At 61.3% G+C, this 24,832-nt stretch carries 13 protein-coding genes, 2 tRNA genes, 3 rRNA genes and 2 pseudogenes; 8 read left to right on the top strand and 12 right to left on the bottom strand.

Annotation, left to right across the window (positions count from 1 at the left end; translation table 11 throughout):
• The first annotated feature begins 3 nt into the window (after nucleotides 1–3).
• From BI347_RS04110 to gabD, 3 genes are all read left to right on the top strand, one after another.
• Nucleotides 4–1,338: a TolC family outer membrane protein gene (locus tag BI347_RS04110; RefSeq protein WP_071115361.1), complete on the top strand. Its 1,335-nt coding sequence runs from the start codon at nucleotides 4–6 to the stop codon at nucleotides 1,336–1,338.
• Between the two features lie 230 nt (nucleotides 1,339–1,568).
• The gene (gabT, locus tag BI347_RS04105) at nucleotides 1,569–2,834 is read left to right on the top strand and encodes a 4-aminobutyrate--2-oxoglutarate transaminase (protein ID WP_071115360.1); all 1,266 of its coding nucleotides are present in this window, start codon (nucleotides 1,569–1,571) and stop codon (nucleotides 2,832–2,834) included.
• Nucleotides 2,835–2,920: 86 nt separating this feature from the next.
• Nucleotides 2,921–4,381, top strand: coding sequence for an NADP-dependent succinate-semialdehyde dehydrogenase (gene gabD, locus BI347_RS04100; protein ID WP_083338690.1), 1,461 nt, complete (start codon nucleotides 2,921–2,923; stop codon nucleotides 4,379–4,381).
• Between the two features lie 118 nt (nucleotides 4,382–4,499).
• Here gabD and rrf read toward each other — a convergent pair.
• The 5 genes from rrf to BI347_RS04075 form a co-directional block, all read right to left on the bottom strand.
• Nucleotides 4,500–4,614: ribosomal RNA gene (gene rrf, locus BI347_RS04095) — 5S ribosomal RNA — on the bottom strand.
• Nucleotides 4,615–4,744: 130 nt separating this feature from the next.
• Nucleotides 4,745–7,640, bottom strand: a 23S ribosomal RNA gene (locus BI347_RS04090).
• 256 nt (nucleotides 7,641–7,896) lie between these two features.
• Nucleotides 7,897–7,972, bottom strand: a tRNA-Ala gene (locus BI347_RS04085).
• Nucleotides 7,973–7,975: 3 nt separating this feature from the next.
• A tRNA-Ile gene (locus BI347_RS04080) sits at nucleotides 7,976–8,052 on the bottom strand.
• Between the two features lie 90 nt (nucleotides 8,053–8,142).
• Nucleotides 8,143–9,678, bottom strand: a 16S ribosomal RNA gene (locus BI347_RS04075).
• The 16S, 23S and 5S rRNA genes sit together here with 2 tRNA genes alongside, the layout of an rRNA operon.
• A gap of 468 nt (nucleotides 9,679–10,146) precedes the next feature.
• Between BI347_RS04075 and nadB the strand changes: the two genes are divergently transcribed.
• Nucleotides 10,147–11,739 (top strand): L-aspartate oxidase, encoded by a 1,593-nt coding sequence (gene nadB, locus BI347_RS04070; protein WP_071111046.1) that lies wholly within the window; start codon nucleotides 10,147–10,149, stop codon nucleotides 11,737–11,739.
• Nucleotides 11,740–12,039: 300 nt separating this feature from the next.
• Nucleotides 12,040–12,794, top strand: a pseudogene (locus BI347_RS04065) (SDR family oxidoreductase).
• A gap of 9 nt (nucleotides 12,795–12,803) precedes the next feature.
• Here the strand turns inward: BI347_RS04065 and BI347_RS04060 are convergent.
• The gene (locus BI347_RS04060) at nucleotides 12,804–13,745 is read right to left on the bottom strand and encodes a CHAD domain-containing protein (protein WP_083338689.1); all 942 of its coding nucleotides are present in this window, start codon (nucleotides 13,743–13,745) and stop codon (nucleotides 12,804–12,806) included.
• Between the two features lie 414 nt (nucleotides 13,746–14,159).
• On the opposite strand from BI347_RS04060, the gene BI347_RS04055 reads away from it, so the two are divergent.
• Nucleotides 14,160–15,248, top strand: coding sequence for a chitosanase (locus tag BI347_RS04055; RefSeq protein ID WP_071115358.1), 1,089 nt, complete (start codon nucleotides 14,160–14,162; stop codon nucleotides 15,246–15,248).
• 122 nt (nucleotides 15,249–15,370) lie between these two features.
• Here the strand turns inward: BI347_RS04055 and BI347_RS04050 are convergent, their stop codons facing one another.
• The 4 genes and pseudogenes from BI347_RS04050 to BI347_RS04040 all read right to left on the bottom strand — a co-directional run bounded on the left by BI347_RS04050 (nucleotide 15,371) and on the right by BI347_RS04040 (nucleotide 19,241).
• Nucleotides 15,371–17,707, bottom strand: a complete 2,337-nt coding sequence (locus BI347_RS04050; protein WP_158020728.1) for an acylase — start codon at nucleotides 17,705–17,707, stop codon at nucleotides 15,371–15,373.
• Nucleotides 17,708–18,082: 375 nt separating this feature from the next.
• Nucleotides 18,083–18,433: a carboxymuconolactone decarboxylase family protein gene (locus BI347_RS24510; protein WP_206600304.1), complete on the bottom strand. Its 351-nt coding sequence runs from the start codon at nucleotides 18,431–18,433 to the stop codon at nucleotides 18,083–18,085.
• Nucleotides 18,434–18,494: 61 nt separating this feature from the next.
• Nucleotides 18,495–18,782 (bottom strand): annotated as a pseudogene (locus tag BI347_RS24940) (carboxymuconolactone decarboxylase family protein); the annotation flags it as partial.
• Between the two features lie 27 nt (nucleotides 18,783–18,809).
• Complete coding sequence (locus tag BI347_RS04040) at nucleotides 18,810–19,241, bottom strand: (R)-mandelonitrile lyase (RefSeq protein ID WP_071115356.1); 432 nt, start codon at nucleotides 19,239–19,241, stop codon at nucleotides 18,810–18,812.
• A gap of 133 nt (nucleotides 19,242–19,374) precedes the next feature.
• On the opposite strand from BI347_RS04040, the gene BI347_RS04035 reads away from it, so the two are divergent.
• Nucleotides 19,375–20,265 (top strand): LysR family transcriptional regulator, encoded by an 891-nt coding sequence (locus BI347_RS04035; RefSeq protein WP_071115355.1) that lies wholly within the window; start codon nucleotides 19,375–19,377, stop codon nucleotides 20,263–20,265.
• A gap of 384 nt (nucleotides 20,266–20,649) precedes the next feature.
• Here the strand turns inward: BI347_RS04035 and BI347_RS04030 are convergent, their stop codons facing one another.
• Nucleotides 20,650–21,306 carry an epoxyqueuosine reductase QueH gene (locus tag BI347_RS04030; RefSeq protein ID WP_071115354.1) on the bottom strand — a complete coding sequence of 219 codons (657 nt, stop codon included), beginning with the start codon at nucleotides 21,304–21,306 and terminating at the stop codon, nucleotides 20,650–20,652.
• Nucleotides 21,303–22,214, bottom strand: coding sequence for a LysR family transcriptional regulator (locus BI347_RS04025; protein ID WP_071112008.1), 912 nt, complete (start codon nucleotides 22,212–22,214; stop codon nucleotides 21,303–21,305). The genes BI347_RS04030 and BI347_RS04025 overlap by 4 nt, the downstream gene beginning before the upstream one ends.
• Nucleotides 22,215–22,326: 112 nt before the next feature.
• Here BI347_RS04025 and metE point away from each other — a divergent pair, with 112 nt between their 5' ends.
• The gene (metE, locus tag BI347_RS04020) at nucleotides 22,327–24,618 is read left to right on the top strand and encodes a 5-methyltetrahydropteroyltriglutamate--homocysteine S-methyltransferase (protein WP_071115353.1); all 2,292 of its coding nucleotides are present in this window, start codon (nucleotides 22,327–22,329) and stop codon (nucleotides 24,616–24,618) included.
• Nucleotides 24,619–24,832 lie beyond the last annotated feature (214 nt).

Below are 24,832 nucleotides of genomic sequence, written 5' to 3'. Positions count from 1 at the left end.
TAAATGAAGAACAACCGTCTCACCTTACTGGGCAGCCTGCTGATGCTGGGCTTTGCCCTCCCCAGCCAGGCTTTCGATCTGGTCGGTGCCTGGCAGGCCGCCCGCGACTACAATGCCGACTTCTCCGCCTCGCGCGCGCAACGCGACGCCGGCCAGGAAAAACTGGTGCAAGGCCGCTCGCAGCTGCTGCCGCAGGTCAGCCTGAACGGCAACTACCAATACAACAACCCGCTGCAGCCCTCCTCCATCGCCGACGCCTATGGCAATGTGGTGCGCAACTCTCCTTATGAAACCCACGGCTACACCTTGGGCCTGCAGCAGCCGCTGTTCGATACGGGAAAATACACCGGCTACCGCAAGGGCAAGATAGGCACGGAGCTGGCCGACACCACTTTCGACGCCGCCGAGCAGCAGCTGATCCTGGATATCGCCCAGGCCTATTTCGACGTGCTGCGCGCCCAGGACACGCTGGCCGCCACCCGCGCCAGCAAAAAGACTTACCTCAACCTGCTGCAGCAGGCCAAGACCGCGTTCGAGGTCGGCACCGCCACCATCACCGACACCAACGAGGCTCAGGCCGGCTACGATGGCTCGGTGGCGCAGGAAATCAACGATGCCAACAATCTGGAGCTGGCGCAGCACAATCTGCAGCGGCTGACCGGTCTGGACCCGGCCGCCATCCAGACCGTGCGCGACCAGTTGCCGCTAGACCCGCCAAAACCCGCCGGCCTGGAAGCTTGGCTGGATCTGGCGCAACGCAACAGCCTGCGCATCAAGAGCGCCGAACAGAACCTGCAGCTGGCGGAGCAGACTGTCACCGAAAAACGCGGCAACCACCTGCCCACCGTCACCCTCAACACCGGCTATACCGACAATGTGAACAACCAGTCCGGCAATTATCCGCACACCCGCGGCAGCAATATCGGCGTCACAGTCAGCGTGCCGCTGTTCTCCGGCGGCGGCATCAGCTCCCAGGTACGCGAGGCGGTGGCACTGCGCGACGCCGCGCGCGACCAGCTGGAAGCCACCCGCCGCCAGGTGAAGGAGGATGTGCGCAAGGCCTTTCTGGGCGTCACCAACGGCGCCGCGCTGGTGCGCGCCCAGCAGCAGTTGCTGCTGTCGGCCAAGAGCAAGGTGGACTCCACCCGGCTGGGCAAGGAAGTGGGCATCCGCACCAGCATAGACCTGCTGCAGGCGGAACAGGCCTACTACACCGCCGTCACCACCCTGGCCAACGCCAAGTACAGCTATCTCACCGCCAAGCTGGCGCTGGCGCAATCCGCCGGCCAGCTGGAGCCGCAAGTGCTGAGCGAAGTCAACCAGGTGATCGTCCGCTAAATCCCGCCTTTGCCGCGCCGCATGGCCGCCAAACCGTGCGGCGCGCCCCTGCCCCCGCTGTCTCGCTGTGCCCCTGCCGCCACAAGTGTTTAACTTTTCATTGCACATGTAGCTTTTTGCTAAACACGATCATAGAATGATCTGCTAACGCGCCGGCATGCCGCCAGCGCCGATATCGACAACGCCAGAGCATCGCCAAGCGATCGCCACGCGGCCCCGAGGAGATCTCCATGAGCCAGCAGCAACTGATGCAACGCAAGGCCGACGCCACCCCGCGCGGCGTGGGAGTGATGTGCGGTTTCTTTGCCGAACGGGCGAAGAATGCGGAGGTATGGGATACCGAAGGCCGCCGCTACATCGACTTCGCCGGCGGCATCGGCGTGCTCAACACCGGCCACCTGCACCCCAAGGTGGAAGCGGCGGTGGCGGAGCAGCTGTCGCGCTTCAGCCATACCTGCTACCAGGTGGTGCCCTACGAGTCCTACATCAGCCTGGCGGAAAAGCTGAACGCGCTGACTCCCGGCAGCCACGCCAAGAAGACCGCGCTGTTCACCACCGGCGCAGAAGCCGTTGAAAACGCGGTCAAAGTGGCGCGCGCCTTCACCGGCCGCCCCGGCATCATCGCCTTCGGCGGCGCCTTCCACGGCCGCACCCTGATGGGGATGGCGCTCACCGGCAAGGTGGCGCCCTACAAGCTGAACTTCGGCCCCTTCCCCGGCGATGTCTACCACGCGCCCTATCCCAACGCGCTGCACGGGGTCTCGATAGCGGAATCGCTCACCGGCCTCGAAAGACTGTTCAAATACGACATCGACCCGGCTCGCGTCGCCGCCATCATCTACGAGCCGGTGCAGGGAGAAGGCGGCTTCTACGCCGCCCCGGCGGAATGGGTCAAGGCGCTGCGCGCGTTGTGCGACCGCCATGGCATCCTGCTGATCGCCGACGAGGTTCAATCTGGCTTCGCCCGCACCGGCAAACTGCTGGCCAGCGAGCATTTCGACGCGGTGCCGGACCTGATCACCATGGCCAAATCGCTGGCCGGCGGTTTCCCGCTGTCCGCGCTCACCGGCCGCGCCGAAGTGATGGACGCGCCGGCGCCCGGCGGCCTGGGCGGCACCTACGCCGGCAACCCGCTGGCGGTGGCCGCCGCCCACGCGGTGCTGGACGTGATCGAAAGCGAGAAGCTGACCGAGCGCGCCCAGCGCCTGGGCGATGCGCTGAAGGAAAAACTGAACAGTCTGAAGAGCGCCGTGCCGCAGATCGCCGAAGTACGCGGCCTGGGCGCGATGATCGCCGTGGAATTCAATCAGCCCGGCAGCCCTACCCCGGATGCGGACTTCGCCAAGAAAGTGCAGCAACACGCGCTGGCCAACGGCCTGATTCTGCTGACCTGCGGCATCTACGCCAATGTGGTGCGCTTCCTGTTCCCGCTGACCATCGAGGATGAAGTCTTCGCCGAGGCGCTGGGCACACTGGAAGCCGCGCTGAAGGCCTGACCACATCCGATCAGCGATGCAGCCCTCCTCCAAAATGCGGGAGGGCCAGCGGGCCGCACCGCCCCTATCCGCACAAGGACACCACTATGTTGAAGCTGCAAGACCCAACCCTGCTGCGCCAGCAATGTTATCTGGACGGCCAATGGCTGGAGGCCGACAGCGGCCTGCATATCGCCGTGCACAACCCGGCCACCGGCGAACCAATCGCCAAGGTGCCCAAAATGGGCGCGGCCGAAACCGAACGCGCGGTGGCCGCCGCCGCCCGCGCCTTCCCGGCCTGGAAGGCCAAGAGCGCCAAGGAGCGCGCCGCCATCCTGCGCCGCTGGTTCGACCTGATCATGGCGCACCAGCAAGACCTGGCCATTATCCTGACCTCCGAACAGGGCAAGCCGCTGGCCGAAGCCAAAGGCGAGATCGCCTACGGCGCCAGCTATATCGAGTGGTACGCCGAGGAGGCCAAGCGCATCTACGGCGACATCGTGCCGGGGCCTGCCCTTGACCGCCGCGTGCTGGTGACCAAGGAGCCGATCGGCGTCACCGCCGCCATCACGCCGTGGAACTTCCCCAGCGCGATGATCACCCGGAAAGTCGCCCCGGCGCTGGCCGCAGGCTGCACCATGGTGGTCCGTCCGGCCAGCCAGACGCCGCTGTCGGCGCTGGCGCTGGCCGATCTGGCCGAGCGCGCCGGCATCCCGGCCGGCGTACTCTCCGTCATCACCGGCGGCTCCGGCGAAATCGGCGCGGTGCTGACCGGCAGCGATACGGTGAAGAAGTTCTCCTTCACCGGCTCCACCGAAGTGGGCCGCAAGCTGATCGCCCAGTGCGCCGGCACGGTGAAGAAAGTGTCGATGGAGCTAGGCGGCAACGCGCCCTTCATCGTGTTCGATGACGCCGACCTGGACGCGGCGGTGGAAGGCGCGCTGATCTCCAAATACCGCAACGCAGGCCAGACCTGCGTCTGCGCCAACCGCATCTATGTGCAGGACGGCGTCTACGACGCCTTCGCCGCCAAATTCGCCGCCGCCGTCGCCACGCTGAAAGTAGGCAACGGCCTGGAGGCCGGCGTCACCCAGGGGCCGCTGATAGACCACAACGCCGTGGCCAAGGTGGAAGAGCACATCGCCGACGCGCTCGCCAAGGGCGGCACGCTGATCGCCGGCGGCAAGCGCCACGCGCTGGGCCACACTTTCTTCGAGCCGACGCTGATCGGCAACATCACCAGCAATATGAAAGTCGCCCGCGAGGAGACCTTCGGCCCACTGGCGCCGTTGTTTCGCTTCCAAACCGAGGAAGAAGCCATCCGCCTGGCCAACGACACCGAATTTGGCTTGGCCAGCTACTTCTACGCGCGCGACGTCGGCCGCATCTTCCGCGTCGCCGAAGGCCTGGAATACGGCATGGTAGCGGTCAACAGCGGCCTGCTGTCCAACGAGGCTGCGCCGTTCGGCGGCGTCAAACAGTCGGGCCTGGGCCGCGAGGGATCCAAGTACGGCATAGAGGACTACCTGGAAATCAAGTACGTGCTGCTGGGCGGGCTGGATCGCTGAACGCGCTACCGCCGAACGCAAAAACCCCATGGAATCAGTCCATGGGGTTTCAACAAACTCATCCGGCGCGCCAAACGCAAAAACCCCAGCTCATTGAGCTGGGGTTCCGCTATCGGGCGTCTGGCGGTGTCCTACTTTCACATGGCGAATGCCACACTATCATCGGCGCTAAGGCGTTTCACGGTCCTGTTCGGGATGGGAAGGCGTGGGACCACCTCGCTATGGCCACCAGACATAAACTGGTACAAACTCAAGAAGCCTGAACTCGTCTCTCAACGCGTTCTGAATATTTTTTCGGGTACTCAATTGTGTCGCACTCACACTCCATCTTCGTCACTCAGTTTCCCAAGCCACTCAAATGATAGGATCAAGCCTCACGAGCAATTAGTATCGGTTAGCTTCACGCCTCACAGCGCTTCCACACCCGACCTATCAACGTCCTGGTCTCGAACGACTCTTCAGGGAGGTCTAGCCTCCAGGGAAGTCTCATCTTCAGGCGAGTTTCCCGCTTAGATGCTTTCAGCGGTTATCTCTTCCGAACTTAGCTACCCGGCGATGCCACTGGCGTGACAACCGGTACACCAGAGGTTCGTCCACTCCGGTCCTCTCGTACTAGGAGCAGCCCCCGTCAAACTTCCAACGCCCACTGCAGATAGGGACCAAACTGTCTCACGACGTTTTGAACCCAGCTCACGTACCACTTTAAATGGCGAACAGCCATACCCTTGGGACCGGCTACAGCCCCAGGATGTGATGAGCCGACATCGAGGTGCCAAACACCGCCGTCGATGTGAACTCTTGGGCGGTATCAGCCTGTTATCCCCGGAGTACCTTTTATCCGTTGAGCGATGGCCCTTCCATACAGAACCACCGGATCACTATGTCCTGCTTTCGCACCTGCTCGACTTGTCGGTCTCGCAGTTAAGCTACCTTTTGCCATTGCACTATCAGCACGATTTCCGACCGTACCTAGGTAACCTTCGAACTCCTCCGTTACACTTTGGGAGGAGACCGCCCCAGTCAAACTGCCTACCATGCACTGTCCCCAATCCGGATCACGGACCAAGGTTAGAACCTCAAAGGGGTCAGGGTGGTATTTCAAGGTTGGCTCCACCTGAACTAGCGTCCAGGCTTCATAGCCTCCCACCTATCCTACACAAACCACTTCAAAGTCCAATGCAAAGCTACAGTAAAGGTTCACGGGGTCTTTCCGTCTAGCAGCGGGTAGATTGCATCTTCACAAACACTTCAACTTCGCTGAGTCTCAGGAGGAGACAGTGTGGCCATCGTTACGCCATTCGTGCGGGTCGGAACTTACCCGACAAGGAATTTCGCTACCTTAGGACCGTTATAGTTACGGCCGCCGTTTACCGGGGCTTCGATCAAGAGCTTGCACCCCATCACTTAACCTTCCGGCACCGGGCAGGCGTCACACCGTATACGTCCACTTTCGTGTTGGCACAGTGCTGTGTTTTTGTTAAACAGTCGCAGCCACCGATTCTCTGCGACCTGTCATAGCTTCAGACGCGAAGTCTTACACCACAACAGGCATACCTTCTCCCGAAGTTACGGTATCAATTTGCCGAGTTCCTTCTCCTGAGTTCTCTCAAGCGCCTTAGAATTCTCATCCTGCCCACCTGTGTCGGTTTGCGGTACGGTTCTTGTGTAGCTGAAGCTTAGTGGCTTTTCCTGGAAGCGTGGTATCAGTCACTTCAGGTCCGTAGACCCTCGTTATCACGTCTCGGTGTTAAAGAAGAGCGGATTTGCCTACTCTTCACACCTACCGGCTTGAACAGACTATTCCAACAGTCTGCTGACCTAACCTTCTCCGTCCCCACATCGCACTACACAAAAGTACGGGAATTTTAACCCGTTTCCCATCGACTACGCTTTTCAGCCTCGCCTTAGGGGCCGACTCACCCTACGCCGATGAACGTTGCGTAGGAAACCTTGGGCTTTCGGCGAGCGGGCTTTTCACCCGCTTTATCGCTACTCATGTCAGCATTCGCACTTCTGATATCTCCAGCATGCCTCTCGACACACCTTCACAGACCTACAGAACGCTCCCCTACCACGGACACATTTGACTGTGCCCATCCGCAGCTTCGGTTATCAGTTTGAGCCCCGTTACATCTTCCGCGCAGGACGACTCGACCAGTGAGCTATTACGCTTTCTTTAAATGATGGCTGCTTCTAAGCCAACATCCTGGCTGTCTATGCCTTCCCACTTCGTTTACCACTTAACTGATCATTTGGGACCTTAGCTGGCGGTCTGGGTTGTTTCCCTCTTGACAATGGACGTTAGCACCCACTGTCTGTCTCCCATGCTGGCACTTTCCGGTATTCAGAGTTTGCCATGGTTTGGTAAATCGCAATGACCCCCTAGCCATAACAGTGCTTTACCCCCGGAAGTGATACATGAGGCACTACCTAAATAGTTTTCGGGGAGAACCAGCTATCTCCGAGTTTGTTTAGCCTTTCACCCCTATCCACAGCTCATCCCCTAGTTTTGCAACACTAGTGGGTTCGGACCTCCAGTGCGTGTTACCGCACCTTCATCCTGGCCATGGATAGATCACTCGGTTTCGGGTCTACACCCAGCGACTGATTCGCCCTATTCGGACTCGGTTTCCCTACGCCTCCCCTATTCGGTTAAGCTTGCCACTGAATGTAAGTCGCTGACCCATTATACAAAAGGTACGCAGTCACGGAACAAGTCCGCTCCCACTGTTTGTATGCATCCGGTTTCAGGTTCTATTTCACTCCCCTCCCGGGGTTCTTTTCGCCTTTCCCTCACGGTACTGGTTCACTATCGGTCGATCACGAGTATTTAGCCTTGGAGGATGGTCCCCCCATCTTCAAACAGGATTTCGCGTGTCCCGCCCTACTTTTCGTATGCTTAGTACCAAGAATGCGTTTTCGTGTACGGGGCTATCACCCACTATGGCGGTCCTTTCCATGAACCTTCCACTAACGCAATCTCTATCACATACAGGCTGTTCCGCGTTCGCTCGCCACTACTTACGGAATCTCGGTTGATTTCTTTTCCTTCAGCTACTTAGATGTTTCAGTTCGCTGAGTTCGCTTCCTCGTGCCTATGTATTCAGCACGGGATGACCCCTAAGGGCCGGGTTTCCCCATTCGGATATCGTGGGATCAAAGCTCTATTGCCAGCTCCCCCACGCTTTTCGCAGGCTTACACGTCCTTCATCGCCTGTGATCGCCAAGGCATCCACCAGATGCACTTAGTCGCTTGACCCTATCATTTCAGTAACCTACGTCACTTCATGACAGAGCGTGTTTGTGCGACGACTGCACCGCCCCTTTTGATATGGCGACGCAGCCTTAGATACAATCAAATACCCAAGATGACGATTTGTCCGCGTACAGAATTAACTCTACGCTTTCATTTCGCCGTCTTATATATTCGGCTTCTTCAGTTTGTTAAAGATCGGGCGTTAAAATTACAACGCAAACAGAACCAAACTCTTCCGAGTTCGCTTGTGTTTGAGTTGTGGTGGAGGATGACGGGATCGAACCGACGACCCCCTGCTTGCAAAGCAGGTGCTCTCCCAACTGAGCTAATCCCCCAACTGGTGGGTCTGGTAGGACTCGAACCTACGACCCCTGCGTTATCAACACAGTGCTCTAACCAGCTGAGCTACAAACCCAGTAAACTTCTACGCCAGCCCCACAAGGAGCTGGCTGCCCTTAACAGAATAACCGATAGGCTGTAAGTACTTGACGATCGCCTTCTCTAGAAAGGAGGTGATCCAGCCGCAGGTTCCCCTACGGCTACCTTGTTACGACTTCACCCCAGTCATGAATCCCACCGTGGTAAGCGGCCTCCTTGCGGTTAGCCTACCCACTTCTGGTGAAACTCACTCCCATGGTGTGACGGGCGGTGTGTACAAGACCCGGGAACGTATTCACCGCAGCATGCTGATCTGCGATTACTAGCGATTCCGACTTCACGCACTCGAGTTGCAGAGTGCGATCCGGACTACGATCGGTTTTATGAGATTGGCACCACCTCGCGGCTTAGCGACCCTCTGTACCGACCATTGTATGACGTGTGAAGCCCTGCTCATAAGGGCCATGAGGACTTGACGTCATCCCCACCTTCCTCCGGTTTGTCACCGGCAGTCTCATTAGAGTGCCCAACTTAATGATGGCAACTAATGACAAGGGTTGCGCTCGTTGCGGGACTTAACCCAACATCTCACGACACGAGCTGACGACAGCCATGCAGCACCTGTGTTACGGCTCCCTTTCGGGCACCAAGCCATCTCTGGCAAGTTCCGTACATGTCAAGAGCAGGTAAGGTTTTTCGCGTTGCATCGAATTAATCCACATCATCCACCGCTTGTGCGGGTCCCCGTCAATTCCTTTGAGTTTTAACCTTGCGGCCGTACTCCCCAGGCGGTCAATTTCACGCGTTAGCTACGCTACCAAGGATTCAAACCCCCAACAGCTAATTGACATCGTTTAGGGCGTGGACTACCAGGGTATCTAATCCTGTTTGCTCCCCACGCTTTCGTGCATGAGCGTCAGTGTCATCCCAGGGGGCTGCCTTCGCCATCGGTATTCCTCCGCATCTCTACGCATTTCACTGCTACACGCGGAATTCTACCCCCCTCTGACGCACTCTAGTCTTGCAGTCTCCAATGCCGTTCCCAGGTTGAGCCCGGGGCTTTCACATCAGACTTGCAAAACCGCCTGCGCACGCTTTACGCCCAGTAATTCCGATTAACGCTTGCACCCTACGTATTACCGCGGCTGCTGGCACGTAGTTAGCCGGTGCTTATTCTTCCGGTACTGTCATCCCCGCCAGGTATTAACCAGCGGGATTTCCTCCCGAACAAAAGTCCTTTACAACCCGAAGGCCTTCTTCAGACACGCGGCATGGCTGGATCAGGCTTGCGCCCATTGTCCAAAATTCCCCACTGCTGCCTCCCGTAGGAGTCTGGGCCGTGTCTCAGTCCCAGTGTGGCGGATCATCCTCTCAGACCCGCTACTGATCGTCGCCTTGGTGAGCTCTTACCTCACCAACTAGCTAATCAGACATCGGCTGCTCGTATAACGTGAGGCCTTACGGTCCCCCACTTTCCCCCTCAGGGCGTATGCGGTATTAATCCGGCTTTCGCCGAGCTATCCCCCATTACACGGTACATTCCGATGCGTTACTCACCCGTTCGCCACTCGTCAGCGGAGCAAGCTCCCTGTTACCGTTCGACTTGCATGTGTAAAGCATGCCGCCAGCGTTCAATCTGAGCCAGGATCAAACTCTTCAGTTCAATCTCATAGCAAATTTTCTGGCACGCAAGTTCAAAGAAATAAAACAAGTATTTCTTGTCTCTTGCAGTGCAAGTTTTTGGCTTTCGCCAAGCACTTACACCTATCGGTTATTCGTTCTGTTAAAGAGCAGTGCCGGCCGCTTCGAACACCGCCGGAACCTGTTTCGTTCGGCTTGTTTCGTTCGCTGCGTCAGCTGAGGAGGCGAACTATACCGCCGCGCCCCACCCTCGTCAACACCTTTTGCCGGATGAAATGCAAAAAACCGGCACCCACCCACCCAAGTCATTGATGTGCAATGAAACTGGGCTGGAAAGAATTTTCATAGTCTGTCCGATACGGCAAGAAATTTGCCACAGTTCACTGCGACACCCCGCTGAAAACAACTCCATGGCTACGCGCCAACAGGCGATTCTGCTACGCTCCCATGCATATGGCACACGTGGTGCCTGCCGTGGACACTCTAAAATATGCTCAAGTTTGATGTTCTGATTATTGGCAGTGGTCTGGCCGGCATGACGCTGGCGCTGCATCTGGCGGAAAAGCGCAAAGTGGGGCTAATCACCAAGCGCGATCTGCTGGAGGGCAATTCCACTTATGCGCAAGGCGGCATCGCCGCGGTGCTGGATACCGAGGACTCGGTGGAAGACCATATCCGCGATACCCTGATCGCCGGCGCCGGACTGTGCAACGAAGGCACTACCCGCTTCATCGTCGAGCACTCCAAAGAAGCGATCGACTGGCTGATCAAGCTGGGCGTGCCGTTCACCCGCGATGACGAACACCAGACCGGCTATCACCTGACGCGCGAAGGCGGCCACAGCCACCGCCGCATCATCCATGCCGCCGACGCCACCGGCGCCGCCGTGACAAGCACCCTGGGACAAAAGATCAAGGCCCATCCCAACATCACCGAGCTGGAACACCATATCGCGATAGACCTGATCACCTCGGCCAAGCTGGGCCAGCCGGGCAAGCAGGCTTACGGCGTATACGCGTTGGACAAGAACAGCGACGAGGTGGTGACCATCGCCGCCCAACACACCATCCTGGCTTCCGGCGGCGCCGGCAAGGTATACCTATATACCACCAATCCGGACACCGCCACCGGCGACGGCGTCGCCATGGGCTGGCGCGCCGGCTGCAAGGTGGGGAATATGGAATTCATCCAGTTCCACCCCACTTGCCTGTACCACCCGCATTCCAAGTCCTTCCTGATTTCCGAAGCGGTGCGCGGCGAAGGCGGCATATTGAAGCTGCCGGACGGCACCCGCTTCATGTCGCAACACGATCCGCGCGCGGAACTGGCGCCGCGCGACGTGGTGGCGCGCGCAATAGACTTTGAAATGAAGAAACACGGCCTGGACTGTGTCTACCTGGACATTTCCTACAAGCCGGCGCAGTTCATCAAGGATCACTTCCCCAATATCTATGCCCACTGCCTGGAGCTGGGGATAGACATTACCCAGCAGCCGATACCGGTAGTGCCGGCGGTGCACTTCACCTGCGGCGGCATCGTCACCGACCTGGCCGGCCGCACCGACGTGGCCGGACTTTACGCGGTGGGCGAAGTGGCCAGCACCGGCCTGCACGGCGCCAACCGCCTGGCCAGCAATTCGCTGCTGGAATGCCTGGTGATAGGTAAGGCGGCGGCGGCGGACATCCTGGCGGCCGACAAGATCAAGCTGCCGGCGATTCCTGCCTGGGACGACAGCCGCGTCACCGACCCAGACGAAGAGGTGGTGATCTCGCACAACTGGGACGAACTGCGCCGCGCGATGTGGGACTATGTCGGCATAGTCCGCACCAACAAGCGGCTGCAGCGCGCGCTGCACCGGATCGACTTGCTGAAAGGCGAAATCGACGAGTACTACAGCAACTTCCATGTCAGCAACGACCTGATCGAGTTGCGCAACTTGGTGCAGACCGCTGAGCTGATCGTCCGCTCCGCGCTACTGCGCAAAGAAAGCCGTGGCCTGCACTACAGCCGCGATTACCCGGACTTGCTGCCGGAAGCCCGCGAGACGGTACTGGAGCCGGTCGACCACGCGCACAAGGATTGAATCTGAGTCCGGCTGCGCCGAAAAACACACGGCCGCCGTCCCTAGGGATGGCGGCCGTTCCACTTCAGACCTGATCCGCGGGCAGGTGCGCATAACGGCGAGGCGGCCAGGACGACAGCAAGGGTCTTTTAGACAGGTGCGGCCACTCCCCATCAGGCTTGGCGCGACGCCTCCGGATCCAAAGCAGCCAATGCGCCTAGCCGGACCGCGACCACACAGGTCGGCAAGAATCGGAATGCCGGGCAAGCCGCCATCGCCGACACTGACGGCTCGACCACACCATATATAAGGGTGCAAAACATGGGCCTGCTGAACCACAAAACCGCCATCATCACCTGCGCCAGCTCCGGCATAGGCCGCGCCACAGCCAAACTGTTCGCCAGCGAAGGTCCAACATTGTCGCCGTGGCGTGGCGCGCCGCGCTGCTTTACTGGACAGACTGGTGGACGAGATTTCCGCCGCGGGAGAAGCGCTATCGCACTGGCAGCGGATGCCAGCGATGAGCGTTGCGCCAAGGAGGCGGTATCACTGGCGCTTGGTCGCTTTGGCGGACTGGACATCGCCTTCAACAATGCCGGCGCGCTGGGCACGCTGGGCAGCCTGCCGGATCTCGCGCTGGCGGACTGGCAGCAGACGCTGGACAGTAATCTCACCAGCGCCTTTCTCTGCGCCAAATACCAGATCCCGGCCATGGTGCAGCGAGAAAACACCTCGCTGATCTTCACCTCATCATTTGTCGGCCACGCCCTAGGCCTGCCCGGCATGGCCGCCTATGCCGCGCTGGTGGGCCTGGCCAGATCGCTGGCGGCGGAATACGGCGCGCATGGATTGAGGGTGAACGCGCTGCTACCCGGCGGCACGGACACCGAGATGGGACAAGCCGCATGCAAACACCGGAACAGCGAGCCTGGGTGGAAAACCTGCACGCGCTGAGACGGCTGGCCAGTTCGGCCGAGATTGCCAAATCGGTGCTGTATCTGGCAGCCGATCTGTCCGGTTTGACCAGCGGCGCGGCCTTGTTCGCGGATGGCGGAGCCAGCATCGCTCGCGCCTGAGCGCTGGCCTCACCAAAAGCGGCCGGCTTGCTCCAGGCGTTCCAGCGCCTGTCCCAGCCGCCCCTTGGCCTGGCTCGCGGCATGGGCCAACCAGCCATCGACAAAGCCTGCCGCCCGCGCCAATTCGCCATCCCCCTCCGCCCGACACTGCGCCAGCAAACGCCGGGCGGCCACGCCATCGTTCATTTCGCCCAGCCCCTGCTGCACATGCTGCAAGCGGGACAGATAACGCGACACCTCGCCGTCCCCGTATAAAGAGGCAAAGAACTCCGCCGCGTAGCGCAGGGTCTTGGCCTCTTTGCGCAGATCGTGCCGCTGTTCCGGATTCAATATTTTCCAGCCGCGCGCCAGCCGGCAGAGCCGACGCCGCTGCCCGCGCAAAACCTGCTGGGCAAACGGCAGCAGTCGGCCATCGCCCTCAGCCTCTGCTTTTTCATCCAGCCAGGCCTGCAGGGACGACAGCAGCCCCGCGCAGCGAGCGGAGTCCAACGCCGCGCGCGCTTCCCGCCGACAAACATCGGCGCGCAGCCGCAATGCGCGCCGGAGCGCGTCAAAACCGATAGCCTCATCCGCCGCGGCCTCAATCGCCGGCAGGGTTTCATCCAGCAGCACATCCAGATCGCGCGCCTGGCCCAACACGGATGCCAGCCACTTCAGATCTTCGGCGATGCCGCTCCTGGCCAGCGCCCTGGTGCTGGGAGGCAATATCTTCCATGCGCAGCGCAGCCGGCGCAGCGCCACCCGCGCCTGATGAACAAATTCCCGGTCCGCACCGAGCCGCGCGCCCGGCAGATTGGCCTGCAGATGGCGCAGGCATTCCGCCGCTACCACCCGCATCGCCCGGGACGGCGACATGGCCGGATGCAATGCCAGCGTCCTCGCCTTATCCACACGCCTGGCATCGCCTTGGCCAGCCGGCGTCGCCGTATCGGTCCACCTGGCGCCATTCATGAACTGTTCACCCGATTAAAGACTCTGTCAGCGCTTCTGCGCCGCCATGCCGCCGCAAAACATTACGCATGCATCAGTTCAATATAGCCGGCGCGACGCTAAACCATCTGCAGCGAAAACCGGCGCTCTGGACCAATGCCAACCAGACCGCACGAAGCGGTCAGTCAATTCAAGGAAAGTATTTTTCAAATCAAACCGTTATATTCTTGCAACAGTTGTACAGACGAGTTGCGCAAATAATTCAATTGACATATAAATGCCTCATATTGCCTGCATCAGCTTATTTCCGGCGCTTCACGCTTTATCCGCAGTTCCGATGTCGCAACGGAAATTGTCTCACCCGGGGCTCAGCCTCGAAAACACTTCCCTTCAGCCGTTTCGGAGAATACTTTGGAAAACGCAACCGCAAGAAATATGTCCAAGATCATGTTGACCTGCCTATCCGCTGTTGGCGCACTGGCCCTGGCAGGCCAGGCCTCCGCCCAAGGCTCCAGCGCGGGCGCTCCCGCCAGGCAGGCCGCCCGGATGGAGAGTTGTAGCCCCGCCTGGAACCGCGCCACGGCCTACTCCGCCGGCGGCGCGGCCAGCCGCGACGGCGTCAACTACACCGCCGCCTACTGGACCCAGGGCAATATCCCGTCCGCCGGGGCCTCCGCCAATGGCGGCCAGCCCTGGATCGCCGGCGCCAATTGCCGGCCCGCGGCGAAAACCGCCGCCAAGACATCCGACCACGACGCCAACTTCTCGCCGGCCACGCTGCAATTTCTCAAGACCAACACCGGTCTGGACGGCGAGCAGTGGGACAACATCATGAAGCTGATCAACAAGCCGGAGCAGGATTCGCTGGACTGGACCAAGTTCTACGGCTATTGCGAGGACATCGGCGACAGGCGCGGTTTCACCATCGGCATCTTCGGCGCCACTACCGGCGGCCCCAACGACGGCGGCCCGGACGGCCCGGCGCTATTCAAGGAGTTCGACGCCGCCAGCGGCGCCGCCAATCCTTCCATCATCGGCGGCCTGAACCGCGCCGGCGCGCACGGCTCGATGCAGGGTGCCATCCTCAAGATCAGCGACGACAAGAAAACCTTCTGCGGCAAGATAGGCGCGCTGCAGAGCAACGCCGCCTGGCGCGAGGCGATGTGGCACACCTTCTACAACGTCTATATCAAATTCAGCATCCAGCAGGCCCGCCAGCGCGGCTTCAGCACCGCGCTGACGATAGGCGCCTTCGTCGACACCGCGCTCAATCAAGGTGCCAGCGGCGACTCCGGCACGCTGGCCGGCGTGTTGTCCCGCTCCGGCAGCAGCTCCGACGAAAAAACCTTCATGACCAGCTTCTATGCGCAGCGCAGCAAGATTGTGGACACCAACGACTACAACCAGCCGCCCAACGGCAAGAACCGCGTCAAGCAATGGAGCACCTTGCTGGGCATTGGCGAAACCGATCTGAAAAACGCCGATGCGGCGGTGCTAAAGGTCACCGACTGGCAGCTGAAGTAAGCGTGAAGACGCCGGCCTGAACCCTGGCCGCTAATCCCATGCATGGCGTGCGGGCCGCCGCGGAACCACAGTGCCGGGAAAACGCTTGCGCGTTTCCCGGCAATTTTTCACCTGCGCCCGGACTACTCCCTCAGCCAGCGGAAGGAATACGCCGGATCGCGGCGGATCTCGCCCTGGGTATATGGCAGACTGATCCACTGCTTGCGGCTGAAGCGCTCGGTCTGGTCGCCGTAATGCGGCGAGTCGGGATTGCTGGACTGCGAATAGGTGAGGAAAGCCTGCGCGCGCGGCATGCCGGTTTCAAACGATACCGTCATCACGAATGAGGAGCCGAATCCGGGATTGAGCTCGCCATTGCCCAACGGGCTGCTTTCGATGACATTGTAGGTGTCCTCCCCGCCGCCGCCGTGGATGGGAATCTGCCGCGCGCCGCGCACCGCCACCTGGATATCGCCCCAGGGCTTGGCATAATCGATGCCGGCTAACTTCAAGGCCTTGACCGCATTGAACAGCGCGGTACGGGCGGCGGCGGCGACGGCCGGATCGCCGATGCGCAGGCCGCGCGGCGTATCCAGCGGGCGGGCGGAATCAAAAGCCTGCGTCCAGTAATCCACGCCGCTGCCGTTCATCTGCTCCCTCCAGGCCTGGAACAGCGGCCAGCCCACGCTGTCCAGCTCCGCCTTGCCATCCCAACCGGCCAACACCCGGCAAGCGTCCGCGGGCGCCTGGCCGGCGCCGGATGTCCGGCACAGCCCGTTGAGATCATCCAGCAGCAAGGACGCATAGTAAGATCGGTTGGCCAGCCCCATCGCCTGCACGCCGGCCACGGAGAAACGGCCACAGCCGCGCCCTCCCAGCCGCGCCTGGATTTCCTGCAAGCCGTAGCGAGTGCGCGCGCTCAGCTCCTTGCCGGCCGCGCTGACGATATCGGGGTAGCCGGTCAGCGGCTGCGCGGGGTTGGTCAGCCAGGCGCTGTCGTTGCTGTTCTGGACAAAGTCCCTGCGCGTGATGGCAGGCAGATCCCTGGCAGCAAAAATGCCCGGTTGCGGCGTTCCCGCGGCATTGCCCCAGCGGCAAGCGGCGCTGCCGCCATCCAGCACCATCACGCCCTGGCCCAGCAGCGGGCGCGCCGCTGCCGGCACGCAGGCGTCTTGCTTGGCCTTGTCGACATTGGGCACCACGGTGATATCGCCGAAATAAACGCTGCCGGCCCGGTCCACCGCCAGCGTATGCACCCATGGCAAGCCCAGCGTCGACTCCACTACGGCGCGCAGCGCCGGCAATGAGCCGGCCTGGCTCATCCGCCACCAGGCATCCAGCAACCGATCGTTGGCCTGATTGGCGTCGGCCAGCGCATAAGCGGTGGCGCCATCCCAATCCAGTTGTCCCGGGAGCGCCACGATCGGCCCCAGCTCGCTCAGGTAGAAAGTATGTTTCAGCGTGCGGTATGCGCCATTGGCGTCGCGGCCGACAATGCTCACCGTGGCGGGCTTCAATGGTTTGACCTCGCCGTCGACGACATAGCGCAGCGGGTCTCCCGGCACCAGATGCAAAGCAAACAGGGTGAAATGCTGCGAGGTGTTGACGGTATGGGTCCAGGCGACGGCGCGGTTGAAACCTATGTTGACAAGCGGCAGCCCTCCCAGAGAGACGCCCATCACATCGACCTTGCCGGGTATGGTCAGGTGCTGCTCGTAAAACCGGTAAGCGCCGGTCCACGGAAAATGCGGATTGGCATACAGCATGCCCGCGCCAGACTGGGTGGCCTCGCGTCCCAGCGCGATGGCGTTGGAACCCATATGCCGGCTATTGCGCTGCCTGCCGTACAAGCCGCGCAGCGGCTCCCCGGCGGACGGCAGCCGCAACTGGCGCGCAGCGCCGGGCGCCGGCGGCGCGGCCGCCTGCAGCGCCGCGATGAATTGCGCGCCGGACGATGTCACCGCGTAACGCCGCATCATGCGGATCAGGTCCAGGCCCTCCAGCGGCCGCGCCCACGGCTGGTTTCGGCAAGCCGTCGGCAGGCTGCCAACACCGGTCTCGCGCAGATAGCGGTTGACCCCGGCCGCATAGCCGTCGATCAGGTTCTTCACCTCGCCGGGCTGGCGATTGTAACTGGCCCCGACGGCCTGATCCGAATTCAAAAACGCGTAATAGAAATCGCTGAGCGTATTGGGTATCGGTTCGCTGTCCGGGCTGTCATAGCTGCCAGACATGCCGAAATAACGCGAACGCTGGCCGCGCGCGGTGGCAATCTCCTCGGCCAGCAGGCAGAAATTGTCTTGCGCGTAGGCATAGCCGACGCCGTATCCCAGGTTTCTTTCATTGCTGGCGGTGATGTGCGGAATGCCGTATGCGGTGCGCTGCACCAGCGCCTGATAGCCGGCAGCCGCATGCGCGCCTGGCAATTGGCAGGCCAGGGCGAGCAAGGCTGCGCCTCGGGCGATGAACGGTTTTGACACGATGACTCTCCTGCGCTTGCGTGCCGGAACCGGCACGCACGGATTTGACAGAGACCAGCCCCGACATCGGATAGGAGTCGCCCAGCGGGTGCAGGAGTCTGATTCTACGCAGAAAAATGCCGAAATCATATTCGGAAGAATGGGAAAGACGAACCATCGAATGCCAGTGGGAACCCAAGCGTTCCCCTGAAACGGCACACTCCGCGCGGGGCGGTCTTGCCGACATCTGCCGACCTTGGCAAACGCCAATCCGGCATCGCCGCAGAATGCCGACGGAAACGGCGGCAACAGACCAGCCGCAAACGCATGCGAATAGACAGCCGGCAATCAAGGCAGCGATCAAGATCAGGCGCGCGGCGTTTTCACCGCGCCGCATCATTGCGCCCGGCTGGCAAAGACCTCCTTGAACGCCGGCATGGCGGAGAACACATGCGGCCAGCCGGCATGGAACGCCAGCTGCGTCAGCGCTTCAGCCGCCTGGGCCTGGGTCAGAGCATTGTCCATGGCACGGTTCAGATGGTAGAGAATCTGCGCAACCTGGCCAGCCGCCACCAGCGCGCTGACCGTAACCAAGCTGCGGTCGCGCGGAGCCAACGCCGGACGCAGCCACAGATTGCGGCATAGCAGGTCGGCGGTATTGCGCACCACGTCCGGCGCCACCGCGCCGAAATTGTCCTGCACATTGGCCGCGCGCTGCGCTTCGGCGGCTTCGTTCAAGGGCAGCAAGGCAAGGTCCGTCGGCCGGGTTGACCTGATGGCGCGCAAACGCGTCGCGCACCGGCGACACCGCGGCCATGGCGTTGCCCCAACCGGCATGAAACGCCAGATGGATCAGTACCTCGGCGATTTCTCCCGGCCTCACTTCGTGGGCGAGCGCGTAATCCAGAGTGCCGCCCAACTGGCCGGTCTGGTTGCACGCGATCTGCGCGGCCAGCGTGACCATGCTGCGGTCGCGCCGGCTCAACTCGGGGCGATCCCACAGTCCGCCGACGGCGGTCTCGGTAAAGTGTGCCAGCGCCGGGGCGACGCTGCGGATAGCCTCCAGGCTGGGGCCTGCTTGCGTGGTGCCGCTCATAACGTATTCTCCGTATCGCGGCGCCGGTCAAGCATGGCTATGAGAATGGGCAGAGCCGGTCGGGCCGACCATGTATTCCTCGTCGGTCACTTTCTCCAGCCACTCCACATTCTTGCCGTTGAGCGACTCCTGCACCGCGATGTGGGTCATCGAGGTGGTTGCCGACGCGCCATGCCAATGCTTGCGGCCCGGCGGACACCAGATAACGTCGCCCGCGCGGATTTCGACGATAGACCCGCCCGCGCATTGGGTCCAGCCGCAGCCAGCGGTCACGATCAGCGTCTGCCCCAAGGGGTGGGTATGCCATGCCGAACGCGCGCCCGGCTCGAACGTCACGCTAGCCACCGATACCCGGGCCGGTTCTGGCGGAGCGTTGAGCGGGTCGATGCGCACGGTGCCGGTGAAATAATCTTCTGATCCTTGTATCGAAGGCTGCGAACCTGCGCGCTTCAGTTCCATGGCGAATTTTCCTGATCAAAAACGATGATTGGCGGCGCCGATACGGTAGCGTCTCAGTGGTGAATACTTTATAGAATGCCGCCGACGCCGATAAGCTGGCAGAATCGGCATGCGCTTATGCCATGGAGCATGAATGATTCGAGAAAACCTGAACGACCTGCTGACCTTCATCACTGTGGCCCGCGAGCGCAACTTCACCCGCGCGGCAGCGCAGCTAGGCCTCTCGCAATCGGCAACCAGCCGCACCATCCGGGCGCTAGAGGCGCGCATGGGGCTATTGCTGTTTACCCGCACCACGCGCAGCGTGGCGCTTACCGAGGCCGGCCGCCGCATGCTGGCCGCCATCGCCCCGCGGCTTGAGGAAATCGATCGAGAACTCGAAACGCTGCGCAAATTACGCGACCGTCCCAGCGGCACGGTGCGCATCACCACAACGGATTACGCCGCCAACACCTATGTGTGGCCGCGGCTGCACCCCTTGCTGCGGCAGTATCCCGATCTGCGCATCGAGTTGAGCAATGACTATGGACTGGTCAATATCGCCGAGCAAGGCTACGACATAGGCATCCGCCTGGGCGGCCAGGTGGAAAAAGACATGATTGCCGCACGCATCGGTCCGGACATGACGATGGCCATCGTGGCCGCGCCGGCCTACCTGGCTGACCGCCTCGCACCGGAAACGCCTCAGGACCTGACGCGGCACAACTGCATCAATCTGCGGCTGCCTACCCATGAGTCCTTGATGCCGTGGGAGTTGCGCAATGGCGCGCGCGAGTTGCAAGTGCGCGTGGATGGGCAACTGGTGCTGAGCTCCACTTACCAGATGCTCGATGCCGCGCTGGGGGGCCTGGGCCTGGCCTATCTGCCCAAAGAGCTGGTCGAAGCCCACGTCGATGCTGGACGGCTGGCCTGGGTGCTGAAGGACTGGTTTCCCACCCATGTCGGATACCATCTCTATTACACCAGCCGCCGCCAGGCATCGCGCGCCGTGGCATTGGTGATAGCAACGCTGAGGCAGGACTAGCGCTTTCGGCGCCGCCCTAACCCAAGCGCTCGGCGGAATCATCCAGTCCACGCCACACGGCCCTGGCTTGTTTCGAGCCGCCCTACTGCCGGAACAACCTCCACAGCTCGGAAACGGCAGTTGGCCAAGACGCAAAGCGCCCCAGCAAAAACGCCGTGCAGGGAGAAGCTTGCCTGGCGCAGGTTCGACTGCCTCATGCCGCGTGAAGAAGAATACTGCGGAAATGGCGGGCGATGAGAAAAGCCCATGGGAAAACATAAGCGAGCCCGCCACGTTCACACAAACCCGTGTTATCGCGCTTTCGGCACGTAGCCAGGACGCCTTAGAGGTAAACGGTCATACCACCGGCAAGTTCCGGAAGATATCAGCCTAGCCCCAACCTGATCAGACTTTCTCCTGGCCATAGAAGAGCACGCCCAGCTTGATCCGCTCGCGTCCCAGCGATACGCGATGGTTGTTGCTGTCGCGCAGCGAATACACGCAGCCGCAATATTCCTGCTGGTAGAAGTTTTCGCGCTTGCTGATTTCTATCATGCGCGCCGAGCCGCCGCCCTTGCGCCAGTTGTAGTCCCAATAGCTCAGGCCGGGGTAGCGGGCTGCGGCGCGATGGCCGCAGTCGTTGATCTGGTTCATGTCTTTCCAGCGCGAAATTCCCAGCGAGCTGCTGATGACCGGGAAGCCATGCTCGTGCGCGTACAGCGCGGTGCGCTCGAAGCGCATGTCGAAGCACATGGTGCAGCGGATGCCCCGTTCCGGCTCGTGCTCCATGCCCTTGGCCCGTTCAAACCAGTTGTCGCGGTCATAGTCGGCGTCGATAAACGGCACGCCGAACTGCTCGGCAAAGCGGATGTTCTCGTTCTTGCGCAGTTCGTACTCTTTGAGCGGATGGATATTGGGGTTGTAGAAAAAGATCGTGAAGTCGATCCCGGAGGCGACCATGGCCTCCATCACTTCGCCGCTGCACGGCGCGCAGCAGGAATGCAGCAATACCTTGTCTTGTCCGTTGGGCAGCGGCAAAGATTGGCGTTTGAAGTCGTTCATGTCGTTTTCCGCGTGTGTTCCTGATGCGCGCGGGCCAATTGGATAAAGGCGCCGATATAGTCGATGTCGGCATCGGTCTCGCGAATGCCGAGGAAGATCTGCTTGGCGATGCCATGGCGTCCCAGCCGCACGGCGGCGACGTCGAGTTTGGCGGCATATTCCTCCGCCAGCCAGCGCGGCAGGGCGGCGACGCCACGGCCGCTGGCCACCATCTGCAGCATGATGTCGGTGGTTTCGATCGGCTTGTGCCGCTTTGGGCGGATGCCCGCCGGCATCAAGAACTGAGTATAGATGTCTAGCCGGTCTATCGAGACCGGGTAAGTGATCAGCGTTTCTTCGATCAGATGTTCCGGCTTGGCATGCGCGACATCGCGCAGCGGATGTCCAGGCCCCACCACCAGCACCTGTTCATAATCGAACACCGGCACGAAGCGCAGCCCCGGCTTGAAGAGCGGGTCCGGGGTGACCAGCATGTCTATCTCGTAGCCGAACAGCGCGCCGATGCCACCGAACTGGAATTTCTGCTTTACGTCGACATCGACGGTCGGCCAAGAAGCCAGGTAGGGCGAGACGATCTTCAGCAACCACTGATAGCAGGGATGACATTCCATGCCGATGCGCAGCGCGCCGCTCTCTCCCAGAGCGAACTGCTTGAGCCGCTCTTCGGCGTGGGCCAGCTGCGGCACTAGCCGGTTGGCGACGGCCAGCAGGTATTCGCCGGCCTGGGTCGGCTGGAGGCTGCGTCCCTCCCGGCGCCAAATCGCCACGCCCAGCTGATCTTCCAGCTTGCGCACGGTATGGCTTAGCGCGGACTGGGTCAGGTGCAGCTGTTCGGCGGCGGCGGTGAGCGAGCCGTGCTGGTCGACCGCGCGGATGATCGCCAGATGGATGCGTTCAAGAATGGCCATGCGGCATTTTACATGAAATATATTCATTGATGAATGAAACAATACCATTTTCCTTCATGGATAGGCCGCTCTACGATGGTGCTACTTTAAGTTATTAAGCGAAGGAGAAATCATGGCATTTACGCATAACCTGGGCTTCCCCCGCATCGGAGCCAAACGCGAGCTGAAGTTCGCTCTCGAGTCCTACTGGAAAGGCCAGTCCTCGCGCGAGGAGCTTAAGGCGGTCGGCGCACAGCTGCGCCAGCGCCATTGGGAAAACCAGGCCGGGCTGGATCATGTGCCGGTCGGCGATTTCTCCTTCTATGACCAGGTGCTCGACATCAGCTTCACCGTCGGCAATCTGCCGGAAAGGGTGCGTGGCTTCCACGGTGATGCGCTGGACAACTATTTCCGCGTGGCGCGCGGCCGTTCGGCCGAGAGCGCCGAAGAGCACGCCGCTTGCTGCGGCGGCGTCGCCGCCGGCGAAATGACCAAATGGTTCGATACCAACTATCACTACATCGTGCCGGAGTTCAGCGCCGCGACCGAGTTCTCGCTCGACGCCTCGCGCCTGCTCGAGCAGCTGGCGCAAGCGCGCAGCCTGGGCGTGAAGGCAAAGCCGGTGCTGATCGGGCCGGTAACCTACCTCTGGCTGGGCAAAGCCAAGGACGATTCCGACCGGCTGGCCTTGCTGCCGCGCCTGCTGCCGGTTTACGCCGCATTGCTGGCGGAACTGGCGAAGCAGGGCGTCGAATGGGTGCAGATCGACGAGCCCGCGCTGGTGACCGAACTGGACTGCGATTGGCAGAAAGCTTTCCAGACCGCTTACACCGCGCTGAACACCGGCAAAGTCAAGCTGCTGCTGGCAAGCTATTTCGGCCAACTGCAAGACAATCTGCCGCTGGCCTGCCAACTGCCGGTTCAGGGCCTGCATATCGACGCCATCAATGCGCGCGCCGAAGTCGACCGCGTCCTCGCGCAACTTGCCGCGGACCAGGTGCTGTCGCTCGGCGTCATCAATGGCCGCAACATCTGGAAGACCGATCTGTCCAGCGCGCTGGACTGGCTCGAACCCATCTCCAGGCAATTGGGCGAGCGGCTGTGGATCGCGCCCTCATGCTCGCTGCTGCACGTGCCGGTGGATCTGGACAGCGAACAGAAGCTCGATGGCGACATTCGCTCTTGGCTGGCCTTCGCCCTGCAAAAGCTGGATGAATTGACGGTGCTGGCCACCGCCCTGAACACCGGGCGCGATGCGGTGCGCAGCGAACTCTCCGCCAACCAGGCCGCCATTGCCGCGCGCTGCACCTCGCCGCGCGTCAATAACCCCGCGGTCAAAGCCGCGCTGGGCAAGATCGACGCGGCATTGGGACAGCGCGGCAGCGTCTATGCGCAACGCGCGGCAAAACAGGCCCAGTTGCTGAAGCTGCCGGCCTACCCGACCACGACGATAGGCTCCTTCCCGCAGACGGCCGAGATCCGCCAGGCCCGCAGCCAGTTCAAGAGCGGAGCCTTGGACGAAGCCGGCTACCAGGCCGCGATGCAGGCCGAAATCGCCCGCAGCGTGCGCGAGCAGGAAGCCCTGGGACTCGACGTGCTGGTACACGGCGAAGCCGAGCGCAACGACATGGTGGAATACTTCGGCGAACAGCTCGACGGCTACGCCTTCAGCCAATTCGGCTGGGTGCAGTCCTACGGTTCGCGTTGCGTGAAGCCGCCCATCCTGTTCGGCGACATCAGCCGCCCGAAGGCGATGACCGTCGAGTGGATCCGGTACGCGCAATCGCTGACCGCCAAGCCCATGAAGGGCATGCTGACCGGCCCGGTCACCATTCTCAACTGGTCCTTCGTCCGCGACGATCAGCCGCGTTCGGTATCGTGCTACCAGCTGGCGCTGGCGATCCGCGCAGAAGTGCTCGACCTGGAAAAGGCCGGCGTGCGGGTAATCCAGATCGACGAGGCGGCGCTGCGCGAAGGCCTGCCGCTGCGCAAATCGCAATGGCAGGAGTACCTGAACTGGGCGGTGGAGTCGTTCCGCATCACCGCCAACGGCGTGCGCGACGAAACCCAGGTGCACACCCATATGTGCTACTCGGAGTTCAACGACATCATCAAGTCGATCGCCGACATGGACGCCGACGTAATCACCATCGAGACCTCGCGCTCGGACATGGAGCTGCTGGACGCCTTCGACAACTTCAACTATCCGAACGAGATCGGTCCCGGCGTGTACGATATCCACTCGCCTAACATCCCGACGCAGGAGCATATCGTGCAGCTGATGCGCAAGGCCGCCGAGCGCATCCCGGCCGAGCGCCTGTGGGTAAACCCCGACTGCGGCCTGAAGACCCGCGCCTGGGCGGAAGTGATCCCGGCCTTGACGAATATGGTGGCCGCGGCCAAAACCCTGCGCGAGACGGCATAAGGCCGGCACTGCCGATCGCGCCGGCGTCAACAAGCATGCGGCGCGGCACGTGCCGCGTCGCATGTCTGGCCAGTTTGAGCGGCAAGACATGCGTCCAGTAGCACTGGCCGCGAAATATCCCCGAAGTGGCCGGCTAGAGAGCGCGCATGCCATACAGTAGGAGGATGCGGATTTTACCCAAACGCGTAATGCCACGTTGGCCGCGATCCGCTAC

It is taken from the genome of Chromobacterium sphagni (assembly GCF_001855575.1).
Classification (GTDB): domain Bacteria; phylum Pseudomonadota; class Gammaproteobacteria; order Burkholderiales; family Chromobacteriaceae; genus Chromobacterium; species Chromobacterium sphagni.
Note: the sequence above shows the minus strand (reverse complement) of the source record. Positions and strands in the feature narration are given on the sequence as shown.